We start from the raw sequence: 25,299 nt of genomic DNA on the forward strand, positions 1-25,299 counted from the left end.
AGTGAAAAACTTTGAGGGGTTTTGTTTATGGGGCTTATTGCTTAAAGCGATTACTTTTAATATATCGTCCCACAGGGTTTTTCTCGGCGCGTTTACGGCGTATATCTTTAGGATTAATGGTTAAAGGTCGATAAACCTCAACTCGATCACCCGCTTGCAAAATCGCATGTGCCTCAACTTTTGCACCAAAGATGCCAAGTTGTAATGGCTCAGGCAAACTCACCTGTGTTTGCAACCCACTCGCCTCAACTGCTTGTAATGCAGTCATACCAGCTTCAAATGGAATAGCAACTAAAAACTGTTGCTCTGGGGCTGCAAAAGCAACCCACACTTGCTGAGGTTTTTCCATCAGATCATTTGTCCAATTACCGCAACCATGGCAATGATAATTGAAAGCGGTAATACAATTCGTACCGCAATACGCCATAAGTTATAAAACAACTCATTGCTAAAATTCATAGATTTACGCAAGTGGCTAATTTTCATAATCCAGCCAGCAAAAATGGCATAGATCAGGCAAATGAGTAATCCCCAAAGCATCAAAATTAACGTAAAGATACTATGGAGCTCAGGTACAGCCCAAACCGCAATCGCTACAACAATAATCACCCACTGTAAAATAGGCATAAGCTGGCGCTGAGCAAGCTGCTCTCTAGCCAATTGCACAAATAACGCTGTTGTCATGACTGCGGTAAATATCCAAGTTAAAACAGGAAGCTGTGCTTGCAAAGAAAAGAAACCAAAGGCAATCACAGCAATGAGCTGAGCTAACCAGATTGGAAGAACAGTTTTAGTTGCACCTTCTTGCGACTGAACAGCACCTACACTATTTTGCCAGTAAAGTCCTAAACCTAGCCCACTCGCAACAAGTGCAAGTACAGTCGCATTACCCCATTCTTTAAACTCAACATTGGTCCAATGCCAAGGCTGTAAAGTCGTTCCCATTGTGTTAGCTAAAACAAGAGAAGCAATTACACCAACCGTCATCAATAAAATTAAAATCTGACGTGGAATAAAGGATAAAATTAAGCCCACAACAGCAAGACCTGCGAAAACAAGCTGCCCAGAAACGCTATTATTAAGTTGTGTAGCTAGTAAATTGCCAGCGGTACTTAATACATTACCTGCTAAAAATGGAATAAAAATAACTGCAAGCCAGCCAACCAAACGCCATTTTGGGGAACTATCTGCTTCACGAGTTAAACTTGATAACGCATTTAAGGCTGTAGTCTTCGACCGTTTTGCTAAAGCAATTTCCAAATAACAAACTGGTAGTGCCAATAGCAACATTGTGCCTAACCACAATAACCAGAAATCGAGTTGACGATCAATCTGGATGCCCATCGTGGGTGCCAATGTCGCCATAATGATGAAAGATAAGCAAAACGCCATCAGGGGCGATAACCATCGTGACATAGGTATGTCCTGCATTATGCATTCCTTGAAAAAGACTATAGATATTTTGCCCGTGTCATGCTTGAAAATCAAAGTTTGCTCAATAAAAAAAGCAAACTACCGAATCGATAGTTTGCCGCGCTAACTGAAATTATGAGTTATTTTTATTTCAGGTTATGAGAAAAACCGAGCAAACCAGTTTTTCCCTTTCTTTTTTTCTTTTTCTCTAATAATTCCCATCATATTTTCTTTTACTGCCCCCACATAATCGGCATCATCATGTTGAATATGGTTAATTAACCATTTAGCCAAAATTTCTTGTAATTCCGCTTCAATCGTATGGCCCATTTCAAAACGCTCACGATATAACTCTATTTTTTTAATAAATAAGTCATGTACTCGTTTATGAGGTACACGATATTTATAATCAGCTTCCTCCTGCAAACTTTCTTCGAAAGTAAAATGTGATTGCGTATAATCGATAATATTGTCTAAAACATCTTTAATACGACGTCTATCCTCTTCATCTTTTACATCATCAATCTCATTAATATAATCAAGTATTCGTTTATGTTGCTCATCAATAACATCAATACCCGTATTATATTCTGAAGCCCATTTCATTTTCATACATCTCCCCAATGATGCTTAATGATTGTTGCATAAACTCCATGATATATTTAAAGAATATAAATAAAAACAAACCTATTTTGTCGGCTTTAGCCTATAAAAAACATATTTAACACAAGTTATTGTTTTTATATATTTTAATTAAAATTAACCAACTAAAATAATAAAGTATTTTTTAAACAAACTATTTTATTATTAAATGATTAAAATATATAAATATCCTTATTCATATATTTCAAATATATTTTATATTAATACTGATCAGCACGTGTAATACGTTTAAGTTCAGGATTTTCCTGTTCGCATTTTAATCTTTCTACAAAAGTTAGAGCTTTTTTAATTGGTTTACCATGTTGAAATAAAATCATTTCACCAGGTTGATATGCTGTCCAATTTTCATTATGTGTTAAAGGTTCAGTCGTTATAACTGCCACACGATCTTCAGGTGTGGTTACTTGGCTAAAATCAACTTCGACATCTAAGTCAATTAAATGAGCCTGATTAAATGGATATTCACGAACGAGCCAATGTAATTTAGTAATGGCATAACTAAATAATGCTTTGCCATTAGATAGACAATAATTAAATGTGCCGTATTCCGCAATTTGTGGAGAAATCTTTTCTAATACTTCAAATATCTGTTCAAGACTTGGTTCTTCATAACCAAATGCTTCAACAAGTTGATCAAGCAAATAACAAAATGCCCGCTCGCTATCGGTATTGCCTACTGGTGTGAAACGTCCACTTAACGGCGGATTAAAATCATGTAAATCGCCATTATGAGCAAAAATCCAGTGTCGCCCCCACAACTCTCGAATAAAGGGATGTGAATTTTCTAAAGTGATTTTGCCTTGAGTAGCTTTGCGAATATGTGCAATCACGTTACGTGATTTAATAGGATAATTACGAATAAGATCGGCAATTGGAGATTCAACTGCCGACTGATTATCAACAAATAAACGGCACGCTTTATCTTCGAAAAATGCGATACCAAATCCATCGCTATGGTCTGAGGTAATTCCTGCACGTTGTGAAAAACCACGGAAGGAAAAAGTAATATCCGTTGGTGTTGCACAATTCATTCCTAATAGCTGGCACATATCGCTTTTAAACTACTTCTAATTACCCCATCTGCTCTATTGTGCATGAGAGTAAAAGTGCTTGCAAATCTCAATATGTGCTGGCTATTACAAAATAGGAAATATGATTAACGCTGCCCCATTTTATTCATTACAAATGAGGTCGCGACTTTATTCACTTCAAGAAATACAAAATAATCTAAACAGTTAAATTCTTCATCAAAAAATGCCTGTTTCGATAATTTTGACTGCATGCTCAAATACATTTGGAATAGCTTTGGCATACGTTCATCTTGCGGAAAACTAAACTCAGGATATTCAGGTTCATAGATTTTTTTCGAACGGATATCGATCGTTTTGCTTTCAGATAACTGTTGAATCTGGCGATGTGTGTAATACGCTCTAGCTAAATTATCTTGCAAATGAATACTGACACAGCCCATTAAATATTTAGCGCGCATTGACCATAGCACTTTCGGTGCAAGGTTTAACCACAGCATCGACAACGCCTTACCATTACGAAAGCGAGGATGTACACAAGTACGGCCTATTTCTAACACATTTGGAAGATGAGATAATTGAGGAACAATATCAAACTCATGTGCACTGTAACTTTGTGCAATTTCGTGGCCTTGGAATAATTTTAAACGAGTATACGCTACGATTTCTCCAGTCCACTTTTCACGCAAGACCGCATGTTCACAACCAAAATCGTAAATATCTTGGTCTAAGTTATCTTCAAACTTGATTCCGAATTGTTGGCTAAATTGTTGTGCACGAAACCGTTGTACATCTTGTAATTCTTTTAAATTATCAACCCATTCAAAACGAAATTGCGTCTGATTTATTGCTTTATGACGATTTAAAGGTAAAGTCCAGGTTTGGCGATATTGATTAAATTTTTCCAGCATAATGAACGCTCCTAGTGACACCCCCTACACTAGTCAAAGCTCATGACAAAAAAATGACCAAATCAAGATGGTATAAAAAAAGACCACCTAGGGTGATCTTTTTATTGAGAATAACGGATTTCTTAAGCTGTTTTAGTACGGTTAGAAATCAGTGTTCCCACGCCATGATCAGTGAAGATTTCAAGTAATGTGGCATGTGGCACACGACCATCAACAATATGTGCGCTCACAACGCCACCTTTAACAGCGTCAAGCGCACAGCCTACTTTAGGAATCATACCGCCATAGATCACACCAGTTTCAATGAGGCGATCAACTTCTTGCGTCGTAAGACCAGTTAAAAGATTTTTATTTTCATCAAGCACACCACTAATATTCGTGAGCAAAATTAATTTTTCAGCACCTAGTGCTTCTGCAACCTTGCCTGCAACTAAATCAGCATTAATATTATAAGTATTGCCTTCTTCATCTACACCTAGTGGCGCAATCACTGGAATAAAGTCACTTTGGGTAAACATTTCCAATACATCTGTTTTAACGCCAGTCACTTCACCAACCATACCCAAGTCGATATGTTTGATAGAACCATCTTCTTCTTGCTTTTCCATAAGCAATTTACGGGCACGAAGTAAATTACCATCTTTACCCGTTAAGCCAATCGCACGTCCACCGTGTTTATTAATCAGATTAACGATTGATTTATTTACGCTACCGCCCAACACCATTTCAACCACTTCCATGGTTGCAGCGTCAGTTACACGCATACCGTCAATACGGTCAGATTCACGGCCTAACTGCTTTAAGAATGAGTCCACTTGTGGCCCACCACCGTGAACAACAATCGGATTTAATCCTACAGTTTTAAGTAAAACGATGTCTCGAGCAAATGAACTCTCGAGCTCCGGATCAGTCATTGCGTTGCCACCGTATTTCACCACCAGCGTTTTACCAGTAAAACGTTGAATATACGGCAAAGCTTCAATCAAGATTTTTGCTTTGTCGACACCGATATGCTGATGTTGTGGCATTACGCCTCTCCTTAGTTAGGCCTCTGAAAGTTCTTGTGCAATTTGCGGATAGTGTTCTTGCAACATATCTACAAATTTTTGCTGGATTTCCTTTAATCGTAAAGGATTATCTGCATCAAATCTTACTGTAAAGTATTCACCAGTATTTGATGCTCGAATAATGCCAAAACCATCATCAAAATCAAGACGTACGCCATCAATTTTACTAATACGTGCCCCTAAGCGATGACTTAAAATTTCAATATCTTGTAATACATACTTTGGATCAGACTGATACGTACCAATATAGGTATCTTCTGTACAACATCTTTCTGGGTATGGAGCAAATAATTCAGAAATTGTAGCGGCATCAGATTGGGTAAAATACTCCATTACTCGTAATGCAGCATATAAACCATCGTCATAGCCAAAACCACGGCCATCATTAAACACATAATGACCCGCATATTCTCCACCAAAAATGGCACGTCCGCCCGACTGAGACAAATAAGCCCGTAGGAAGCTACTTCCCGTGCGGATCATCTTTGCTTTTCCACCGAGTTTCTCGACAGTCTCTTGAACCATACGTGAACATTTGACATCAAAAACAATTTCTTGCTCTGGGTGCTGCTCAAGGCACATTTGCGCAAAAAGCGACAATAAGCGGTCTGCTGTCAATATCTGTGCTTTTTCATCGACGAGAACAACACGGTCTCCATCGCCATCAAGAGCAATGCCAATATCCGCTTGCTGCTCAATGATTGCTTTACGCAAATTAGTTAAATGTGCTGCATGTGACGGATCTGGCGCATGATCTGGAAAATCTCCATTTGGATTGGTACGTAAAGCAATGACTTCACACCCCATTTTTTCCAAGATTAGTTTTGAGCAATGCCCTGCTGAACCATGCAAACCATCTAAAACAACTTTTAAAGGACGTTTTAATTGAATATCTTTAAAAATAGCTTGTTGGTATTGCTGACAAAATTCAGCTTTAAATTGAGGTAGGATTAACTCAAGTACAGAAATTGCATGAGATGGTACATAAGTTTGAGCTTCTTCACCTACCTGCTGAATCATTTCCGGAGACGGCGGTTCACCTTTTAAAATCCACTTAATACCATTATCCGATTTTGGATTATGGCTTGCAGTCACCATAATGCCATTACCACCAAAATCTCGGGCAATGTAGTACATCATGGGTGAGGAACAGCATCCAATGTTAGTAACTTTTAAACCTTGTTCTATTAAAATTTCTTCAATTAAGTGTGCATAGGCTGGACTTGTCAGACGAGCATCATAGCCAATCACTAATCGAGTTTGTTTTGCTTGTTTGTATTGTTGTGCCAATCCGTAGGCAATTGAACGGACAACGTCCGTGGTTAAGTAAGAAAGTTTGCCTCTAATATCGTAAGCACGAAAAATACTTTTTGGAAATGAGTGTCTTACATTCATAGCGTATCTTCTATTTAAAGATCAATTCGATCTATCGCAAAAACATAGATTATTCAAAATTTTTGAAAGGTTTGTTTGCTAAAAAAGTTAAAAGAATATGAGTAAAGCGTGTTGTAATATAATCCTTTGTAACATTCAAGATGTAAAAAGAAACGCCTGTTCAACAGGCGTTTGATTTTCGTTAAGATTTCAAAAAACTTATTGTTTACCTGTGTGTCCAAATCCACCAGCACCACGTAAAGTTTCTTCAAATTCTTCTACTTGTTCAAATTCAGCTTGTACAACTGGCACTAAAACATACTGTGCCAAACGCTCGCCCGGCTCTAAACGGAATGTGCTTTGACCACGGTTCCAAACAGAAACCATCAATTCACCTTGATAATCCGAATCAATCAAACCAACTAAGTTGCCAAGCACGATACCGTGTTTATGACCTAAACCTGAACGCGGTAAAATTAAACCAGCAAAATTTACATCATGAATATAAATTGCCATACCTGTTTTAACTAAAACAGTTTGGCCTGGTTCAATATCAATTGCTTCATCTAAACAGGCACGTAAATCTAAACCCGCTGAACCTGCTGTTGCATATGAAGGTAAAGGCCATTCTTTACCTAAACGCGGATCGAGCAATTTCACTTGAACTTTCATGGGATTTCCTAAAAATTAAAAAATTAACGCTTTAATAAAGCTTTTAAATTTGCCAGATATTGTTGAGCCTGTTCTTTAGGGTCAACATTAGCCGCAATTTTCTTTTTACGCCCTAACCACTCGAGCTCGTCTTGTGGAAGTTCATCAAGGAAACGACTAGGCGTCATCTGTTTCATCTGCCCGCCATTTTTGCGCTGTTCCGCTAAAGTTAACGTTAAACCTTGACGTGCACGGGTAATTCCCACGTACATGAGACGGCGCTCTTCCTCAATGGTTTCTGCTGCAATCGAGTTCTTGTGAGGCAATAGTTCTTCTTCAAGTCCCATAATGTACACATATGGGAATTCCAGACCTTTTGCTGCATGCAAAGTAAGAAGGTTAACTTTGTCTGTATCTTCTTCTTCCTGCTGCTGTTCTAACAGATCGAGCAAAACTAGTTTTCGGATGACACTTTCAATATTCTTTTCATCAACATCTTCTGCACGATTAATCAGATTTTGAATACTGGTAAATAAGTTCTCGATATTATCGAGTTTACTTTTCTCTTGTGCAGGTGTTGCTGACTGTTCGCGAACGTAATCCATATAACCCGCTTCATTCATCATTTGACGAACTTTAGGCACAGGCTCATCATCTTCTAACAATTCACGAGTAAATGTCGCAATAAAATCGGCAAACTCATGAAGCTGTGTTTCCGCCTTTTTAGGAAGCACCATGCTTAAACGCTGGTCAGCAGAAGCACCAAGTAAAGACAAATTGTTTTCTTGAGAAAATAAACCGAGCTTCTCTAGAGTAACAGGGCCAATTGCGCGTTTAGGCGTATTAATAATACGTAAGAAAGCACTGTCATCTTCAGGGTTAATAATAAGACGTAAATAACTCATCACATCTTTAATTTCTGCACGCGCGAAGAACGATGTGCCGCCAGAAAGTTTATAGGGAATTTGCATTTGGCGAAGCTGGGTTTCTAATACACGAGCCTGAAAGTTCCCGCGATACAACACCGCATAATCTTTCCAGTTCTTACCGTTCATCAGTTTATGAGTCAGTAGGTCTTTAACCACGCGCTCTGCTTCATCGTCATCATTACGACATGTAATGATTCGGATGACTTCACCATGCCCTTTATCACTCCACAATTTCTTATCAAAAATATGTGGGTTATTTTGAATCACACAGTTAGCAGCTTTTAAAATACGGCTGGTCGAACGATAATTTTGTTCTAATTTAATGATATGTAGATTAGGGAAATCCTGTTTAAGCAATGCCATGTTTTCAGGCTTAGCACCACGCCATGCGTAGATCGATTGGTCATCGTCACCTACCGCGGTGAACTGCCCCATTACTCCAACTAACAGTTTGACCAGAATATACTGAGCCGTGTTGGTATCTTGATATTCATCGACTAATAAATAACGTACGCGGTTTTGCCACTTATCACGTACTTCTGCATTTTCTTGCAATAAGCGTGTTGGCATAACAATCAAGTCATCAAAATCAACGGCGTTATAAGCACGTAAATTACGTTCATAAAGTTGATAGAGATGTGCAAACTGTACGTCTTCTGGTGTTTCACAAGTCGAATGTGCTTGTTCTGGCAAAATCAGATCATTTTTCCAATCTGAAATTTTCTTCATTGCTTTAGCAATTAATTCTTTACTTTCTGCACCCGATAAATTATCGCGATGCATCAAGTCCATCAAAATACGTTTACAGTCATCTGCATCCAAAATCGAAAAATTAGCTTTTAAAGGTAAATTTTTAAGTTCTAAACGTAAAAGGTTTAAACCGAAAGTATGGAAGGTTGAGACGGATAAACCTTTAGCTTCTTCACGCGACAAAAGCTTGGTCACACGCTCTTTCATCTCACGTGCAGCTTTGTTTGTGAAGGTCATCGCAGTTATACGATGCGCTGGAATACGGCAATGTTGCACCAAATAGGCAATTTTACGGGTAATTACCGATGTTTTACCTGAACCAGCGCCAGCAAGCACCAATAAAGGGCCCTGAGTATATTTCATGGCTTCTTCTTGCTTGTTGTTCAATTGACTGGCAGATGACATCGTGTATTACCTCTTAATTTTTCGAGCATGATTATAGTCATCTCTGTTTTAGAAACCCAATAGTAAATCTACGGATATGTATAAATGATGTCTAATAATGCAATTTGTGCGCCGCAGAATGTCGTGATTATTTCTTGTACTGCAGTCATAAAAAAACCACCCGAAGGTGGTTTTTAACACAATAATTTAAATCTTATTGTTTTGCATAAATGCTGATTTCTACACGGCGGTTTTGTTCACGGCCAGATGCAGTTGAGTTGTCTGCGATCGGGTTAGAAGAACCGTAACCTTGTGCATCGATACGGCTAGATGGAACACCGCGACCAGCTAAATAGTTTTTAACTGATTGTGCACGTGATTGAGATAACGGAATATTGATAGAGTCATTACCAGTGTTATCTGTATAACCAGTTACCAAAATCGCGCTCTTGTTATCTTCAGCCAATGTTTGAGCTACTTTGTCTAAAGTTGCATAGAAGTTTGGCTTGATGTTTGATTTGTTTGTATCAAAAGTGATGCTACCAGGCATGATCAATTGAACAGAACCATCTGGGTTACGACCAACGTCTACACCAGTACCCGCCATTTGTTGACGAAGTTTTTTCTCTTTCTGGTCAAGATAGACACCACCAGCGGCACCAAGAACTGCACCAATTGCTGCAGCACGGTTGTTTTGACGGCTAGAGTTTGCATTTGACTTAGAAATACCATAACCAGCTGCTGCACCAATTAAAGTACCTAGTGCGGCTTTATCGTATTCAACGCCACCAAGATTATTACCAGTTGTTTGACAACCAGATAATACTACTGCTGCCCCTACCACTGTTGAAATAACTAATGCACGCATTGCATGCCTCCTCACTTTGTGTGTTTTGTTGTCTGGATGAATAATGAAACAAAAAGGAAGTATAAAACATTGATATTTTGTTAATAATAAACAGTTTAGTTATGTTTTTGTAATATTTTGATGCACTTTAAGATGCTAGCTCATCACAATTTCTTCATTGTTGTCTAAGATGTCGTTGTATTTCATATTACGATAGTTATAGTTAAACAACTTTTCTATGGATTTTAGACATTCGGGGTCTTTTATATGTCAACTGCACCCAATAAGCAATCTGCGCTAAAAAAAATTACACGTGGACTCACTGTAGGTACAGTCATCACAGGAAGTACTTTTTTTCATGGCCCACCTGTTCTTGCATTAGGTCTGACCAAGCTATTAAAAAAATCATCAAAAATAGATGAAACTAATATTCAAATTACAAATAGCTGGTTAGGGGTAAATAATTGGCTCATTGACCATGTTCTACCCAATTTAAAATGGGACATTACCATTGATGAAGGACTTGTTCTGAATATGCAAGGTCGTTATCTCATGACCTGTAATCATCAAAGTTGGGTAGACACGACTGTAAATCAATATTTTGGTTTAACCCGTATGCCCCTTACCCGTTTCTTTACCAAATGGGAACTCATCTTTATTCCTTTTGTTGGACAAGCATTTAAAATTTTAGGCTTCCCAATGATGAAACGTCACACTAAAGAACAGATTGCAAAAAATCCTGAGCTTAAAGACCGTGACATGATGGAAGCACGTAAAGCCTGTGAACAACTTTTAAGTCAGCCCTTCACATTATTAAATTATTTGGAAGGAACTCGTTTTACTCAAGAAAAACATGACCAGCAAAAATCGCCATATAAGCATTTGCTAAAACCCAAAGCAGGCGGCTTGGCACTTGCATTAAATATCTTGGGTGACAAAATCGATGCTTTGGTTGATATGACTATCGTCTATCCTGACGGCGTACCGGGCTATAGCAACTTCTGGCTTGGCGATGTTTCAAAAATTGCAGTCAACTTACGTAAAATTGAAATTCCAGACTGGGTGCTTGGCGGCAACTATGAAGATGACGCGGCTTATCGTGAACGTTTTCAGCAATGGGTCCATGACATTTGGACCGAAAAAGATCAACTTATTGAGCAAATGAAATCTCAATATACCACTGCAAATATTTAAGAAAGCACTCGTTATTATGCAAAACAGTTCTGGGAAAAAAACCAAATACCATCATGTAGATCCAAACAGTCTTTCATTTAAGCTGTTTTTGGTCTACGACATTTTTATGGTGTTTATTATCATTTTTAACCTGTTCTGTCTTGCTACTAATTTCTTTTTAATGAGCAGTATTGGGGCATGGTTCTTTGAACATATTCACTTGCCCCAAGTACTCAGTTTTTATCGTACTACACTGCATCCGTGGGTGATCACATCAGAAGCTTGGTTTATTGGTTTTTTAATTGTTGAGTTGCTTGTGCGTTGGGCTATTGCAATCATCAATAAGCACCATAAGCGTTGGTTCTTTTTCCCGTTTATTCACTGGTATGAAATTTTAGCAATTATTCCCCAGCTCCGTTTTTTACGTTTATTCCGCGCCGCGATTATTGCTTACCGTTTACATGAGTTGGGCTATCCAGTTGTTCCGGAAAGTTGGCGGAAAACTGGGCTATTTTACTATCGCGTCGTAATGGAAGAATTATCTGACCGCGTTGTAATTACCGTGATTGATGGCATTAGATATGAACTTGAAACCAGTTCTAGTCATAAACAGATTATTCACGACTTGGTTAATCATCATCGTGAACAATTTACTGTCGCTCTAACCGCATTATTACAAGAATCTTTAGCGACTGCTTTAAAAGAACAAAAGCCTGCTATTACAAAAGGTGTGGGCAAAATTGTAGATCAAGCTATTATTGATACACCTGAGCTAACTCAATTATTACGCTTAATTCCGTTAGTCGGCGGTCGTATTGAACAGCAAATTCAAAGCATTGGTCAAAGATTAGGTGAAAATATTAGTGCAGGTTTAATTGAGCCTTTAATTGAGGGATCACCAAACAGTCCAAACCCCACGTACCAATTAATTTCTCAAAGAGTAAGTGAAATAAATATTAATAATCGTCAGCTTGAACAATTGGTTGAATCTGTCGTGTTCGAGACATTGGAGTCTGTACGTAAACAAGTCAAGGTCAAACAATGGCAACAAACCCTTGCGGAGTATGATCGAATCAAAGAATAAGCATTTATTTAATTTTTTATGAATCACGCTAGAGAATTGGCACGAATTGTTCTAGCATTTGCCCTATTTACAATAAACTTAACGATATTACAGCTCGTTTAACGCCTTGAAGGAAGACTTATGGCTGATATACGGATTACCGGCAGAATGGTTAACTTTAGCAGGATAACCTTCGATACCAATGATCATGATGTGATCCGCCAGCAATTATCAAATATTTTAAATGAAGGTTCCTATCAGGGAACTTTAGTGATTATTGACAGTACAGTTGAGCAAGAATTAATTGCATTAATTCAACTTCTGGTGAGCTTAGGTTTACAACCAATGGCGGTAATCGACGGTATTTTAGGAGATGAAGCTCGCGCTATTCAATTCCCTGTTTTACCGGCAGATCAACCCTTACAGCGCATTAAAGCGACAGCTGAACAAGTTGCTATTGTGGAAAAACCTGCTACCGCCCCTGCCTCGTCTTCAGCAGAAACAAAAAAACCACTAAACAAGATAGCGGTCGCTCATATTACCTCTTATCATGATGAAATTTTGCGTACAGGCCAATCCCTTGTACAAGATAACGGCGATATTATTTTAAAGGCTGGCATGAATAGTGGTTCCGAGGTGATCGCTTCAGGAAATATACATATTTATGGCACAGTTCGTGGTAGAGTCATTGCTGGTGCGGGCGGGCACGCAGCTGCACGCATTTTTTGCCAATCTTTAGAGGCTGAGCTCGTTTCCATTGCCGGAACGTATTGTGTCGCAGATGATATCCCTAAACATGTGGTAAAAAAACCAGTACATATTTATTTAAATGAAAAGCAAGAGCTTGAATTTGAAGCTCTAGAACTTTAATTTATTAAGCAAATCACCAAAAAACAGCCCTTTTAAGGGTGTATGACCATAATAGGAGTGGATTCGGTGGCCAAAATTGTTGTCGTAACATCAGGCAAAGGTGGTGTAGGTAAAACTACAACGAGCGCATCTTTTGCAACAGGTTTAGCCCTTCGTGGTCATAAAACTGTTGTGATTGATTTTGATGTAGGCTTACGTAACCTTGATTTGATTATGGGTTGTGAGCGTCGTGTTGTTTATGATTTTGTTAATGTTATTAATAATGAAGCACGTCTGCAGCAAGCCCTTATTCGCGATAAAGATATCGAAAACCTTTATATTTTACCGGCTTCACAAACACGTGATAAAGATGCGTTGAGCGACGAAGGTGTTGCTCGTGTTATTGATGAGCTATCTCAAGAATTTGATTACATCATTTGTGACTCACCTGCAGGGATCGAGCGTGGCGCGATTTTAGCCATGTATCATGCAGATGAAGCAATTATTGTAACAAACCCTGAAATCTCTTCAGTACGTGACTCTGACCGTATTATTGGTATGTTAGATAGCAAAACCAAGAAAGTTGAACACAACGAAGGGCGCATACGTAAACATTTATGTATTACACGTTTTAACCCGGAACGTGCTGACCGTCAGGAAATGCTGACAATTGATGATATTTCTAAAGATATTTTACGCGTACCGACATTAGGTGTTATTCCAGAATGTCCAAGTGTATTACAAGCATCAAACGAGGGTAAGCCAGTTATTCTGTATTCAGAAACTAAAGCTGGTCAGGGGTATGATGATTTGGTTGCACGCTTCCTTGGCGAAGACCGTCCTTATCGACACATCACAGCTCAACCTAAAGGCTGGTTAGCACGACTATTTGGAGCGTAGATATGGCAGGATTCTGGAGTAAATTATTTAGCAGCGAAGAAAAACCATCAAGTGCTCAAACTGCCAAAGATCGTTTGAAAGTTATTGTTGCTTCTGAACAAGGTTTAGGCCGTCGTTTAAGCCAAGACAAAATTGATCAGATGAAAAAAGAAATCATGCAGGTGGTTAGTCGTTATGTTAGCGGTGTAGGTGAACAGCATATTCAAATGCAAGTTCGCTCTGAAGCTAATATCGAAATGTTAGAAATGAATATCAATTTACCTGAAGAACGATAATTCTATTTCTGACTATTCAATAAATCAGAATCAAGGCAAAATAACGCAAGTTATTTTGCCTTTTTTAAAATGAGGAGATTGTCATGGCATTATCACAGCCAGCAACTTTCAATGAAGAATGGTCCGATGAGCGTGTTTTTGCCTACCTCAACCAACTTCCTCCAAGTGGTGTGAATGCAGATTTTCATGTGCTCTACCATGCTTTCAAACATATGCGCCCAACAGACTATGAGCGACTACTAACGCAATTTATTGCAGACGGACGCGATATTAATGCCAAAGACCCTGAAGGCCAACGCATCCACGACGTAATTGCTAAGTTTCCGCGTCAATCGGCACCATTTTTAGAAGTTCTAGCAAAGTTTGCTTAGTTTTTCTATTGAATAAAACTGCATAATTTATTTTAGTAAAACTTAAGAAATAGATTATGTGGTTTATTCAATTACCTAAATTATTTACATTTATTACAAATAATCTTAAAGTCATAAACACCATTTCATTCTAAATATAAATTTATGAACCCAGAATCTGTTAATTTAAGACAAACTCAACCCATCCAATCAAATCATATAGAAAATTTAAAAATTATTAGTGTTAATAAGATTATCTTTCTATCCATAATTTCCTTGGGCTTATACCCAATTTGGTGGATGTTTAAAGCATGGCGATTTTTTCTAATCAAAGATAATTTAAATATTATGCCCGCTGCTCGTGCAATTTTTTCTATACTCTTTTTATATTCACTATTTAATCACATAAAAAAATATGCAAAAGAACAAGGGTATCCAAATGATTTCTCTTCAGGTTGGATGTATCTAGGATATCTCATTACATCTTTACTGGTTCGCCTACCTGATCCTTACTGGCTTATCTCTCTCTGCAGCATTATATTTTTAATCCCAGCCTTTAAAGCGTTGAACTATGCACAAAAACAATTAAATACGACAATTGAGCAAGAAAAATTCAATACACCTCAAATCATTTTAATTATTATAGGATCTATCATGTGGCTACTGATTTTTATCAGTTTTTTTATATAAGCCCAATACAAGCAATCTAAAATTTACTCATTAAAAAAGCCTCTTAAAGAGGCTTTTTTCTTATCTAGGCTTATCGATTGCCAATCAGGAAAATGCCAAATACGGTAAAAATGCCACCCGAAATACCATCAATCCATTTTGAAAAATTACGATAAGCTGCTCTGAAACTCGGTAATGAAAAAATAAAAGTCACAAAGCAGAACCATAAAATTGTTTCGACTGTGACGATAATAAAGAGTAGCCAGTGAACCTGATCAAGTTGAGGATTGGCTAAAAATAAAGAGAAAACACTACCAAAATAAATAACCGCTTTCGGATTTGATAGATTGGTTATCAGGCCTTTAATAAAAAATAAGTAAGGTGCTTTTGGGAGCTCAACAGCAACATTGCCCTCTTGCTGATTTTTTGAAAAAGCCGAACGTAGCATCTGATAGCCCAACCAGCATAGATATAAGCCACCAGCAATGAGCAACCCTTGCTTTAACCAAGCCATTTTTTCAAAGATAAGATTTAATCCCATCAGTGCCAAACAAGCCCAAAACATAACACCTGCCGTTATACCAGCAACAACTAGCATAGCATCTTTACGAGAACGACTAATGGCAGTTTGAGATACAAGAAAAAAATCAGGCCCGGGAGTAATAAGTGCGCAAAAGTGGATAAAGGCTAAAGTAATCAGAGCTAATAACATGTCTTTCTCCTGATTTAATTCATTGTTATTTATTTAGGGAAAATACATTAGCATTTTTTACTAGACGATAAAATCTTTAAGTCATTTATCAATAGGTCCACTTTTATTTAAGTTATAAAAAAAGCCTCCGAAGAGGCTTAAATGATATTGTCTTAAACTAGAATATCCCGTTTACCATTAGGGCCCATTGAGCTCACAATGCCGTTCTCTTCCATTTGATCAATGATACGAGCGGCACGGTTATAACCAAGGCTAAACTTGCGCTGTAGCGAAGATGTAGACGCTTTTCGAGTCTCGAGAACGAATGACACACACTGGTCATAGAGTGCATCTCGGTCAGAACCACCCTCACCCTCTTCAAAGCCACGTGATGCTGGCTCCTCATCAAATGGAGTCAAGATTTCATCAATATAGTCGGGCTCACCACGCTCACGCCAAGCGTCACAGATACGGTTTACTTCATCATCACTAATGAATGCACCATGCACACGTTCTGGCTCAATTTTACCAGGGCCTAAGAACAGCATATCACCATGACCAAGCAAATCTTCTGCGCCACCTGCATCCAAAATTGTGCGCGAGTCAATTTTACTGTTTACACGTAATGCTACACGCGTTGGAATATTGGCTTTAATCAAACCGGTAATAACATCAACAGATGGACGTTGAGTTGCAAGCAATAGGTGAATACCGGCAGCACGAGATTTTTGCGCCAAACGGGTAATCATTTCCTCTGCTTTTTTACCCACTTGCATAATCATGTCGGCGAACTCATCCGCAACAATCACAATAGATGGTAATGGTGTTAAACGAGGTGCTCGTTCTTGTGTCGCAGAATCACTTGGCTTCCAAGTCGGATCAATTAAGTCTTCACCATTCGCAATCGCTTCTTCAACTTTACGGTTGTAGTCACTTAATTTACGAATTTTCAAGAACGACATAAGTTTATAACGACGCTCCATTTCATTCACACACCAGTTCAAAGCACTTACCGCATCTTTCATGTCAGTAACGACTGGAGTTAATAAATGTGGAATATCATTATAGTTTGCAAGTTCCAACTGCTTTGGATCGATTAAAATTAAACGTAATTGGTCAGGCGTATATTTAAGTAACATCGATAAAATCATCGAGTTGACCGCAACCGATTTACCAGAACCTGTCGTACCAGCAACCAACATATGTGGTGCTTTCGCTAAATCAGTGAGTACAGGATTACCTGAAATATCTTTACCCATCGCCATACTAATTAATGCACTTGGGTCTCGATATGTCGGTGTTTCCAACAACTCAATCAAACGTACCATTTCACGGGCACTGTTTGGCACTTCAATACCAATATATGGTTTACCAGGAATGACTTCCACCACACGGACAGATGCCATCGACATTGAACGCGCCAAGTCACGCGAGATATTCGTTACCTTAGAAGCTTTAACACCCGGCGCCAAATCTAACTCAAAGCGAGTTACAACTGGTCCTGGTTGAGCCTCTACCACCTGTGCTTTAACGTTAAATTCTTGCAATTTAATTTCAAGCAATTCAGACAAACGTGAAAGTTGCTCTTCAGTAAAGTTGACTTTCTTATTCGGATCGACCTTATCAAGTAGGTCAAGGCCCGGTAAAGTTGGTAAATCCAAACGCTTCTTAGCAACTTGCATTGCACGAGACATTGGGCGGCCTGATGCATCTGTTAACGGCGCATCAAAATCGAAATCGTCTTCATCAAAATCAGAATTTTCCTGCGGTTTTCCAGCAGTCTCCTGCCAAGCTTCAATAAACTCTTCTTTTGAAAGTTTGTCGGCCTGAATAGTCGTTTGGATAGGAGCTTTTACAAATGCTGAAGATTGCGCATAACTACTTACTCTTACAGACTCTACTGGAGCAATGTCTTCATCTATTAATAAATCATCAAAATCTTCAAAAATTTGTTCGTTTGACAAATTTTTAGGTGACTGATTTAAATTTGAAATATTTGAAGATGTTTCACTCGCAATATTAACGGATTGCGAAGTTGGTTCTGCTTCTATATGTTGATCTTGAACAAACGGTGTATGTACATCTGTTGCAGTTTTACTGTTTGGAACCGCAGCAAGCAGTTCATCAAAAATCTCATCATCATTCCAATCAAGACCATGTAAGTCTTGTTTAGATGTAGGCTGAGTCTGATTGACTTGAGAAATTGTTTGCTGAAATTGCTCACGAGCAGGCACTTGCTCTATCTCTGTCGAATCATCAGCTGCTCTTAAAAGTGCATCAATTTCTTGCTTATGACTCGCATCATCACGCTGTAAAGCACGCCATACTTCACCAGTCGCAACTAAACGTTGGCTATCTCGTTCAAGTTTATGGGCCTGTTCAAGCGTATGCTCAAAGTTTTGAGTGTTTGTAATTGGTGTATCTACTACAGGTTCAGGACGGCTCTGCTCTTTCGCTAGCACGTCTGCAAATAAACGCTCAGCAACTGCATCATGTCGTGTTGTTGTTTGCGGTTGAGCTGTTTCAGATGGAACTGGTGCTTCTTTCTCATCTGGAGTATTCACATTTATTTCAGAATTTTGTGCAACTTTAACCGCAGCCGCCTTGTTAGCAGGTTGCGTTGTTAAATCATAATCCGACTCATTCGGAGATACGTTCTTATAAAATAAATCTTGTAAATAACTTGGTGTGGCTTTGAGCGTAATCCATGTTTTATTCCATTGCACCCCAAATGCAAGAGTAAATAACACTACTCCGAAAACCAGTAAAAATAAGGTTGCACCGTAAATCGTTAACAATTGAGATAGGCTTTGACCTAACTCATAACCAATAATTCCCCCAGCTGCATTATCTAAAGTATCTGCCGGCACATTCCAGTGTAAATAAAGTAGGCTAGATACAACTAAAATTAAGAAGAATTGTGCAGCATAACGAAATGGGCGGTTTAAGAAACTACGTGGCCACCAAACCTGAATTGCTTCAATGAAAAGGAAAATTGGAATAAGCAAACTTGCCCATCCTAAAAAACCAAACAGCAAATCTGCAATCCATGCGCCAGCAATACCACTTGCATTGGATACTTGCTGAGTATCACTGGAAATATGCATCCAGCCCGGATCAAATGGTGTATATGTTACTGTCGCGAGGAACATATAAATACCAAAAGAAACCAAGAATAATGTCATCAATAAGCGCTGTGCATAAACACTTGACACCGCAGTCATATACTGTCCTGTAACCCATTTAATTATTGGTTTAGAGATGTGAAGAACTACATTTTAGATCTTCAACGAATGAACTTTATATTATGCACTTGTTCTTACAAAAAAGGTGCATGATTCTTTACAGTTGTTGTTAACATAAGGCACTTCTATATTGTTATATAACTTAATTCGATTGACCTGATCAATATTATCCACATCGATTTCACGCTATTGGTCGGTAAATTCACGTATAATTTTCAAAATTCTCGAAATAAATAAGGATACCCTCAATGAGTGTTCGTCATTCTCGGTTAATTATTCTCGGTTCTGGCCCTGCAGGCTATAGTGCAGCTGTATATGCAGCACGTGCAAACCTTAAACCTACTTTAATTGCAGGTTTACAACTAGGTGGGCAACTTACAACAACAACCGAAGTTGACAACTGGCCGGGCGATCCTGAAGGTTTAACAGGTCCTGCATTAATGGATCGTATGCAAGCACATGCTGAACGCTTTGGTACAGAACTCGTCTATGACCATATTAACGAAGTGGATTTAAATGTACGTCCTTTTGTTTTAAAAGGTGACATGGAAGAGTACACATGTGACGCTTTGATTATTGCAACTGGTGCTACAGCTCAATATCTTGGTTTAGAGTCTGAACAAAAATTTATGGGCCAAGGTGTCAGCGCATGTGCAACATGTGATGGTTTCTTCTACAAAAACCAAAAAGTAATGGTTGTTGGTGGTGGTAACACTGCTGTTGAAGAAGCACTTTATCTATCAAATATTGCTTCACATGTAACTTTAGTACACCGCCGTGATACTTTACGTTCTGAAAAGATTTTGCAAGATCATTTATTTGCTAAAGAAAAAGAAGGCAAAATCAGCATTATCTGGAATCACGAAGTTGAAGAAGTATTGGGTGACAATACTGGCGTAACAAGTGTTCGCCTTAAATCAACTCAAGATGGTGCTAAGCAAGACGTAGAGGTTCATGGCCTATTCGTTGCAATTGGCCACAAACCAAATACTGCAATGTTTGATGGTCAATTAAATTTACGTGATGGTTATATCCAAGTGCAAAGCGGTACTTCAGGTAATGCAACAGCAACTTCTGTAGCGGGTGTTTTTGCAGCTGGTGATGTCGCTGACAGCATTTATCGTCAAGCGATTACTTCTGCAGGGTCAGGCTGTATGGCTGCTCTAGATGCAGAAAAATATCTAGATAATCTTTAAATCATAGATTTCTAGAATTTTAAAACAGCCGTTCTTATAACGGCTGTTTTTTTAAAATAATGACTAGCTGACATATATTAATTTTTATAGCATAACCTTTAAGCTCATCTTATTTTATTTTTATGAATACACTTCCACTTTCCCAATTCATTTTTCCTGACCCGATTGAAGCCGATCCTGATGGGCATGGTTTAATTTGTATCGGAGCGGACCTCTCTCCCTCTACGCTATATGAAGCTTATACACATGGTCTTTTTCCTTGGTTTAATGAAGATGAGCCTATTTGTTGGTGGAGCCCAGAACCTCGTTGTGTGATTTATCCTCAAAACTATAAACCAAGTAAATCACTCATTCGGAACATGAAAAAGTACGATTACACCATTACGGTCAATCATGCCTTTGAACAAGTTATTCGCTCTTGCTCTTTGCCAAGAAGTTATGCAGACGAAACATGGATTAGTGAAGATATTATTCAAGGCTACTGTGAGATGTTTAATGCTGGTTATGGTTACAGTATTGAAGTCTGGCAAGAAGAGGATCTTGTAGGAGGCTTATACGGTGTTACGATTGGCAAAGGGTGTTTTGGTGAATCAATGTTTAGTAATGAAACCGATGTTTCAAAAATGGCTTTTTATACATTAATGCTCATAGGACAAGAAAATCAGCTACCATGGATAGACTGCCAACTCGTAAACAGTCACTTAATTAGTCTGGGAGCCAGTACACTTTCTCGTCAAGACTACTTAAAATCGTTACAAGATGTAATTATTCACCCCTCTATCAATTGGAAAAAGTATCAAGAACGTGTATTTTCAAGTAAAACAATAGCATTAGATGCAAAATTAATGGAATGATAACAGGAGGGACCAATCATGAAATCATATCACCCGAAGTCCCTTTTAAATGATCTGCAGTATTATATTACTCCACCTCATGATTGCAGCTACTTAGAAAATAAATCTGCACGCATGGTGTTTTTAGACCCCATCCACCGAATTGATGTGGTCACTCTTTCAGAACTTTCTCGTTTAGGCTTTCGCCGTAGTGGCGACTTTGTTTATCGCCCTGAATGTCACCTTTGTAGACAATGTTTGTCTTGTCGTGTTCCAGTTGCCGATTTTCAAATGAATAGCATGCAAAAAAAAGCATGGAAACGAAATCAAGATCTCACCATGACTGTTCTGCCTACGCGACAAGCAGCACAAATTCATTATGATTTATACGAACGCTATATTAATGAACGCCATGCAGATGGTGATATGTTTCCGCCAAGCTTAGATCAGTTTGAAAAGTTTTTAGTACATAGCTGTACAGATAGTTTTTTTCTTGAGCTTTGGAAAGATAATCGTCTAATTAGCGTTTCTACTTGTGATCTAATGGACGATGGTCTATCGGCTGTTTATACATTCTTTGACCCAGATGAGCATCGCAGATCACTTGGTGTTTACTCTATTCTAAACCAAATCGAATATGTGAAATCGCTCGGTTTAGAATATCTCTACTTAGGCTATTGGGTGCCACACTCAGCTAAAATGAACTATAAATCGCAATATACGCCTTTAGAACTTCTACTCGATGGACAATGGCGCCGTTTAAACAGATCATTATCACCAGAGGAAATTCAACAGCTAGGAACGTCTCTTATGACAACGTTACCTTCTGAATGGAATAATTTAATCATTAAATAAAGATGCGAAATCATCTGTACAGGTTTTTACCATAATCACCGCGTGTTCCCTCCCGCCTTCTTGAATAGGATAATAATTGCGGCGCAGGTCAATTTGGTGAAAGCCTGTTTTTTCATATAAACCGATAGCGGCTTTGTTACTTTCACGAACTTCTAAAAAGATTTGTACTGGCTGATTTTCTAATTTTTCAATCGATGAGTTTAATAACTCATATCCTAAACCCTGCCCTTGCATTTTAGGATCAATTGCCATGAGCAATAAATTCGCTTCATCTAAAACAGGCTGTAAGATACAAAATCCAACGACTCTGTTTTGTGACTCAATCACTGTGCATTGATACGAGTTCAAAGATTCAATAAATTGCTGTTTTGACCACGGATGTGTTTGAACTGATTTTTCAATTTGAACAACAATATCCACATCAGTGTTTTGCATAATACGAATCATGAGTTTCAACGCAATGAAGATTCTAAAGTAGTGCTTATTATAAAAACTTCCCAAGAAAAAACGAGCAAAAAAAAGGACAATTAAATTGTCCTTTTTTTTCAGTATTTTTTAAAGGCCTAGTTTTTCACGCCACGTTGCCAGCAATGCTGTGGTATCCGAGTCATTTGGATGAAATTTTGGTCTTAAAAAATCAAGTAGTTCTGGAATTTGACGAGTCATAAAACCTTTACGACCATACATGAACTTAAGCATGTACTTCGTATCTTTCCAAGTTAATTTATCGTCAGTCTTGAGTAACTTAGCGGTAAAATAAGACTGAGTCGCGAAGATTAAAGCCATTGCAATAATCAAGGCTGTTGAACGCATAAAATAAGCTTTCGGACCTTGTCCATACATACTTGTATACACATCAAATGCCACAGCTTTATGTTCATTTTCTTCAACTGCATGCCACATCCACAAATGATACATAGTGTCATCTTGGAACATAGCCTGAATTTCAGGATTTTGTAAAAGTTCAGCAGCAATCGTCGATGTGAAATGCTCTAGCGCACAGGTTCCAGTCAAATCAATCATTTCTTTAGTATAGCCAAAAGGCTTCATTAATTTGGTTACAACAGCTGTACCCATCTTAATGACTTTTCCTGTTTGCTTTTCCATATGGCGCACATCATAACCATAAGCCTGTGCTGAAGCATTAAATGCTAAATGCTCTTTCGAATGCATTGCTTCTTGACCAATAAAAGCACTAATTTCTTTTTGAAGATCTGGATCAGCAAGCTTTGGATCATTTCGAACAGCACGCGTACTATTTACAAAGAACTGCTCACCTTCTGGAAAAAGGGCCGATAATGCTGTCATAAAATGTGTTAATGCTGCATCATAATTTGCCCAATAACGTGGGACCTGAGCAAATTCAAAATCCATACGACGCACAGGGAAACTAGCGCCAGCACGATTGGAAATATTTACCTTAGCATTCATCTCAGACTCCTTTTATGTGAATAGCTAATTCACATATAACTTTATTTATTTTCTTAATATTTATAATCATACGTCTTTCGATGTACCAATTAAGTGCAGATGAGGACAGAGAAATATCAGATGAGGTCATTAATAACCCCATAAAGGTGCATAGACTTACTTATACTTATGGTTAGCAAATAATACTTAAAAAGAAAAAAGGGCTACTCATGAGCCCTTTCAAATCAACATAGATTTAAATTACAAACCTAGTTTTGCTTTCCATGTTTTCAATAGACCAACGGTATCTAGGTCATTTGGATGAAAGCCAGGTTTAAAGTAAGCTAGCATTTCTTTAGCCATACCACTAATAATGCCTTTAGATGGGCTATATCCGTATTTATAAATTACTGATAGTTCATCTAAATTCAACTTGTTATCTTGCTTTAATAAACGAAGCACAAAGGATGACTGGATCAAAAAGATTAAAGTCATAGCAAACACTAAAGAGCTGGTTCGTAAAGCATAAGCTTTTACGCCTTTACCAAACACACCTTCATATACATCAAAAGCTACGGCTTTATGCTCATTTTCTTCAATAGCATGCCAATACCACATTGTTGACATTGTCTCATCTGTCATAAGCTCTTGAATGTGCTTATTGACCAATAATTGCGAAGCAATAGTAGCGGTAAAATGCTCAAGAGCCGTTGTAGCAGTCAAGTCAACCATTTCTTTGGTCATACCGAAAGGTTTGACAATTTTTACGAAAGCTTTAATGGCTGTTTGAATCGCTGTATCGGTAAACTTCTCTAACGTTTCTACATCGTGACCAAACTTTTGAGCAGAAGCATTGAAGTTCACATGCTCTTGAGTATGCATTGCTTCTTGCCCAATGAAAGCACTAATCTCTTTTTGCAATGCTTCATCATCTTTAATCGCCGGGTGATAACGTACTGCTCGTACACTATCTATAAAGAATTTCTCACCAGCCGGAAACAATGCTGACAATGCAGTCATAAAATGTGTGAGTCCAGCAGAACCATTCATCCAATATTCTGGTACATCATTAAAGTCAAAATTCATACGACGTACTGGAAAGCTTGCACCTGCACGATTCGTAATATTCACTTTAGCATTCATACCCAAAGCTCCTTAGTAAGTAACCTTAGTTACTCAAACTTTATTGTTCGTTTTCTTGATTCTTATCATACAAATTTAATAAAAAGGATTAAGTGTAAATAAGGACATTGAAATATCAGTTAAGGCCAGCTTTTATAGTGATTGTTAGACAATTAAATATAAAAAAAGCGCTCTAAAAAGAGCGCTTTTTTTCACTGAAAGTGATTATGCAGTTACTTTCGCAACAACACCAGCACCTACAGTACGACCACCTTCACGGATCGCAAAACGTAGACCTGGGTCCATTGCGATTGGGTGGATTAATTCTACTGACATTTCAACGTTGTCACCTGGCATAACCATTTCAACGCCGTCTTGTAATTGGATTGCACCAGTTACGTCAGTTGTACGGAAGTAGAACTGTGGACGGTAACCATTTAAGAATGGAGTGTGACGACCACCTTCTTCTTTAGAAAGTACGTATACTTCTGCGTCGAATTTAGTGTGCGGCTTGATTGTACCTGGTTTAGCAAGTACTTGACCACGTTGTACGTCTTCACGCTTAGTACCACGAAGTAAGATACCACAGTTCTCACCTGCACGGCCTTCGTCAAGAAGTTTACGGAACATCTCTACGCCAGTTACAGTTGT

General features: G+C 38.3%; 26 protein-coding genes. 10 read left to right on the forward strand and 16 right to left on the reverse strand.

Annotated features, from left to right (window positions below; all coding sequences use genetic code 11):
- Positions 1–34 precede the first annotated feature (34 nt).
- The 10 genes from AWW73_RS07835 to AWW73_RS07880 form a co-directional block, all read right to left on the reverse strand.
- Positions 35–349 (reverse strand): RnfH family protein, encoded by a 315-nt coding sequence (locus AWW73_RS07835; protein ID WP_016144536.1) that lies wholly within the window; start codon positions 347–349, stop codon positions 35–37.
- A complete protein-coding gene (locus tag AWW73_RS07840) occupies positions 349–1,416 on the reverse strand; it encodes a hypothetical protein (RefSeq protein WP_155860458.1) in 1,068 nt (355 codons plus the stop codon). Before AWW73_RS07840 ends, AWW73_RS07835 begins: the two co-directional genes overlap by 1 nt.
- Positions 1,417–1,569: 153 nt before the next feature.
- Positions 1,570–2,025 carry a bacteriohemerythrin gene (locus tag AWW73_RS07845; RefSeq protein ID WP_002121698.1) on the reverse strand — a complete coding sequence of 152 codons (456 nt, stop codon included), beginning with the start codon at positions 2,023–2,025 and terminating at the stop codon, positions 1,570–1,572.
- Positions 2,026–2,276: 251 nt separating this feature from the next.
- Positions 2,277–3,125, reverse strand: a complete 849-nt coding sequence (locus tag AWW73_RS07850) for a class II glutamine amidotransferase (protein ID WP_062849321.1) — start codon at positions 3,123–3,125, stop codon at positions 2,277–2,279.
- A gap of 107 nt (positions 3,126–3,232) precedes the next feature.
- Entirely contained in the window at positions 3,233–4,015 is a 783-nt protein-coding gene (locus AWW73_RS07855; protein ID WP_062849322.1) for a GNAT family N-acetyltransferase, read from the reverse strand.
- 122 nt (positions 4,016–4,137) lie between these two features.
- Positions 4,138–5,043, reverse strand: a complete 906-nt coding sequence (gene argB, locus AWW73_RS07860) for an acetylglutamate kinase (RefSeq protein WP_002121716.1) — start codon at positions 5,041–5,043, stop codon at positions 4,138–4,140.
- 15 nt (positions 5,044–5,058) lie between these two features.
- The gene (locus AWW73_RS07865) at positions 5,059–6,477 is read right to left on the reverse strand and encodes a phosphomannomutase/phosphoglucomutase (protein ID WP_062849323.1); all 1,419 of its coding nucleotides are present in this window, start codon (positions 6,475–6,477) and stop codon (positions 5,059–5,061) included.
- Positions 6,478–6,675: 198 nt separating this feature from the next.
- Positions 6,676–7,128: a dUTP diphosphatase gene (gene dut / locus AWW73_RS07870; RefSeq protein ID WP_016144530.1), complete on the reverse strand. Its 453-nt coding sequence runs from the start codon at positions 7,126–7,128 to the stop codon at positions 6,676–6,678.
- Positions 7,129–7,151: 23 nt separating this feature from the next.
- Positions 7,152–9,191, reverse strand: coding sequence for a UvrD-helicase domain-containing protein (locus AWW73_RS07875; RefSeq protein ID WP_005070868.1), 2,040 nt, complete (start codon positions 9,189–9,191; stop codon positions 7,152–7,154).
- Between the two features lie 193 nt (positions 9,192–9,384).
- A complete protein-coding gene (locus AWW73_RS07880; RefSeq protein WP_031947566.1) occupies positions 9,385–10,038 on the reverse strand; it encodes a YiaD family glycine zipper/OmpA-like lipoprotein in 654 nt (217 codons plus the stop codon).
- A gap of 246 nt (positions 10,039–10,284) precedes the next feature.
- Here AWW73_RS07880 and AWW73_RS07885 point away from each other — a divergent pair, with 246 nt between their 5' ends.
- From AWW73_RS07885 to AWW73_RS07915, 7 genes are all read left to right on the forward strand, one after another.
- Positions 10,285–11,211 (forward strand): acyltransferase, encoded by a 927-nt coding sequence (locus AWW73_RS07885; protein ID WP_062849324.1) that lies wholly within the window; start codon positions 10,285–10,287, stop codon positions 11,209–11,211.
- A gap of 16 nt (positions 11,212–11,227) precedes the next feature.
- Positions 11,228–12,274: a hypothetical protein gene (locus tag AWW73_RS07890; RefSeq protein ID WP_062849325.1), complete on the forward strand. Its 1,047-nt coding sequence runs from the start codon at positions 11,228–11,230 to the stop codon at positions 12,272–12,274.
- Positions 12,275–12,394: 120 nt separating this feature from the next.
- Positions 12,395–13,123: a septum site-determining protein MinC gene (minC, locus tag AWW73_RS07895; protein ID WP_005075304.1), complete on the forward strand. Its 729-nt coding sequence runs from the start codon at positions 12,395–12,397 to the stop codon at positions 13,121–13,123.
- 66 nt (positions 13,124–13,189) lie between these two features.
- Entirely contained in the window at positions 13,190–14,002 is an 813-nt protein-coding gene (minD, locus tag AWW73_RS07900; protein WP_002121719.1) for a septum site-determining protein MinD, read from the forward strand.
- 2 nt (positions 14,003–14,004) lie between these two features.
- Entirely contained in the window at positions 14,005–14,277 is a 273-nt protein-coding gene (minE, locus tag AWW73_RS07905; protein ID WP_000896934.1) for a cell division topological specificity factor MinE, read from the forward strand.
- 83 nt (positions 14,278–14,360) lie between these two features.
- A complete protein-coding gene (locus AWW73_RS07910; RefSeq protein WP_002121755.1) occupies positions 14,361–14,648 on the forward strand; it encodes a PA4642 family protein in 288 nt (95 codons plus the stop codon).
- Positions 14,649–14,792: 144 nt separating this feature from the next.
- Positions 14,793–15,317 (forward strand): hypothetical protein, encoded by a 525-nt coding sequence (locus tag AWW73_RS07915; RefSeq protein WP_062849326.1) that lies wholly within the window; start codon positions 14,793–14,795, stop codon positions 15,315–15,317.
- 70 nt (positions 15,318–15,387) lie between these two features.
- Here the strand turns inward: AWW73_RS07915 and rhtC are convergent, their stop codons facing one another.
- Entirely contained in the window at positions 15,388–16,008 is a 621-nt protein-coding gene (gene rhtC / locus AWW73_RS07920; protein ID WP_031947563.1) for a threonine export protein RhtC, read from the reverse strand.
- A gap of 152 nt (positions 16,009–16,160) precedes the next feature.
- Complete coding sequence (locus AWW73_RS07925; protein ID WP_062849327.1) at positions 16,161–19,211, reverse strand: DNA translocase FtsK; 3,051 nt, start codon at positions 19,209–19,211, stop codon at positions 16,161–16,163.
- 269 nt (positions 19,212–19,480) lie between these two features.
- On the opposite strand from AWW73_RS07925, the gene trxB reads away from it, so the two are divergent.
- The 3 genes from trxB (at position 19,481) to AWW73_RS07940 (ending at position 22,116) form a co-directional block, all read left to right on the forward strand.
- Complete coding sequence (trxB, locus tag AWW73_RS07930) at positions 19,481–20,428, forward strand: thioredoxin-disulfide reductase (protein WP_062849328.1); 948 nt, start codon at positions 19,481–19,483, stop codon at positions 20,426–20,428.
- Between the two features lie 122 nt (positions 20,429–20,550).
- Positions 20,551–21,282 carry a leucyl/phenylalanyl-tRNA--protein transferase gene (aat, locus tag AWW73_RS07935; RefSeq protein WP_032063410.1) on the forward strand — a complete coding sequence of 244 codons (732 nt, stop codon included), beginning with the start codon at positions 20,551–20,553 and terminating at the stop codon, positions 21,280–21,282.
- Positions 21,283–21,300: 18 nt separating this feature from the next.
- Positions 21,301–22,116 (forward strand): arginyltransferase, encoded by an 816-nt coding sequence (locus AWW73_RS07940; RefSeq protein ID WP_004703325.1) that lies wholly within the window; start codon positions 21,301–21,303, stop codon positions 22,114–22,116.
- Here the strand turns inward: AWW73_RS07940 and rimI are convergent.
- The 4 genes from rimI to AWW73_RS07960 form a co-directional block, all read right to left on the reverse strand.
- Entirely contained in the window at positions 22,102–22,563 is a 462-nt protein-coding gene (gene rimI, locus AWW73_RS07945) for a ribosomal protein S18-alanine N-acetyltransferase (protein WP_062849329.1), read from the reverse strand. The two genes, AWW73_RS07940 and rimI, sit on opposite strands and share 15 nt — an antisense overlap.
- Positions 22,564–22,671: 108 nt before the next feature.
- Positions 22,672–23,547 carry a metal-dependent hydrolase gene (locus tag AWW73_RS07950; RefSeq protein ID WP_002121736.1) on the reverse strand — a complete coding sequence of 292 codons (876 nt, stop codon included), beginning with the start codon at positions 23,545–23,547 and terminating at the stop codon, positions 22,672–22,674.
- Positions 23,548–23,787: 240 nt separating this feature from the next.
- Positions 23,788–24,669 (reverse strand): metal-dependent hydrolase, encoded by an 882-nt coding sequence (locus AWW73_RS07955; protein WP_016144516.1) that lies wholly within the window; start codon positions 24,667–24,669, stop codon positions 23,788–23,790.
- A gap of 204 nt (positions 24,670–24,873) precedes the next feature.
- Positions 24,874–25,299: EF-Tu C-terminal domain-related protein (locus AWW73_RS07960; protein WP_240491652.1), on the reverse strand; the 426-nt coding region annotated here is incomplete at its 5' end.

The organism is Acinetobacter lactucae (assembly GCF_001605885.1).
Taxonomy (GTDB): Bacteria; Pseudomonadota; Gammaproteobacteria; order Pseudomonadales; family Moraxellaceae; genus Acinetobacter; species Acinetobacter lactucae.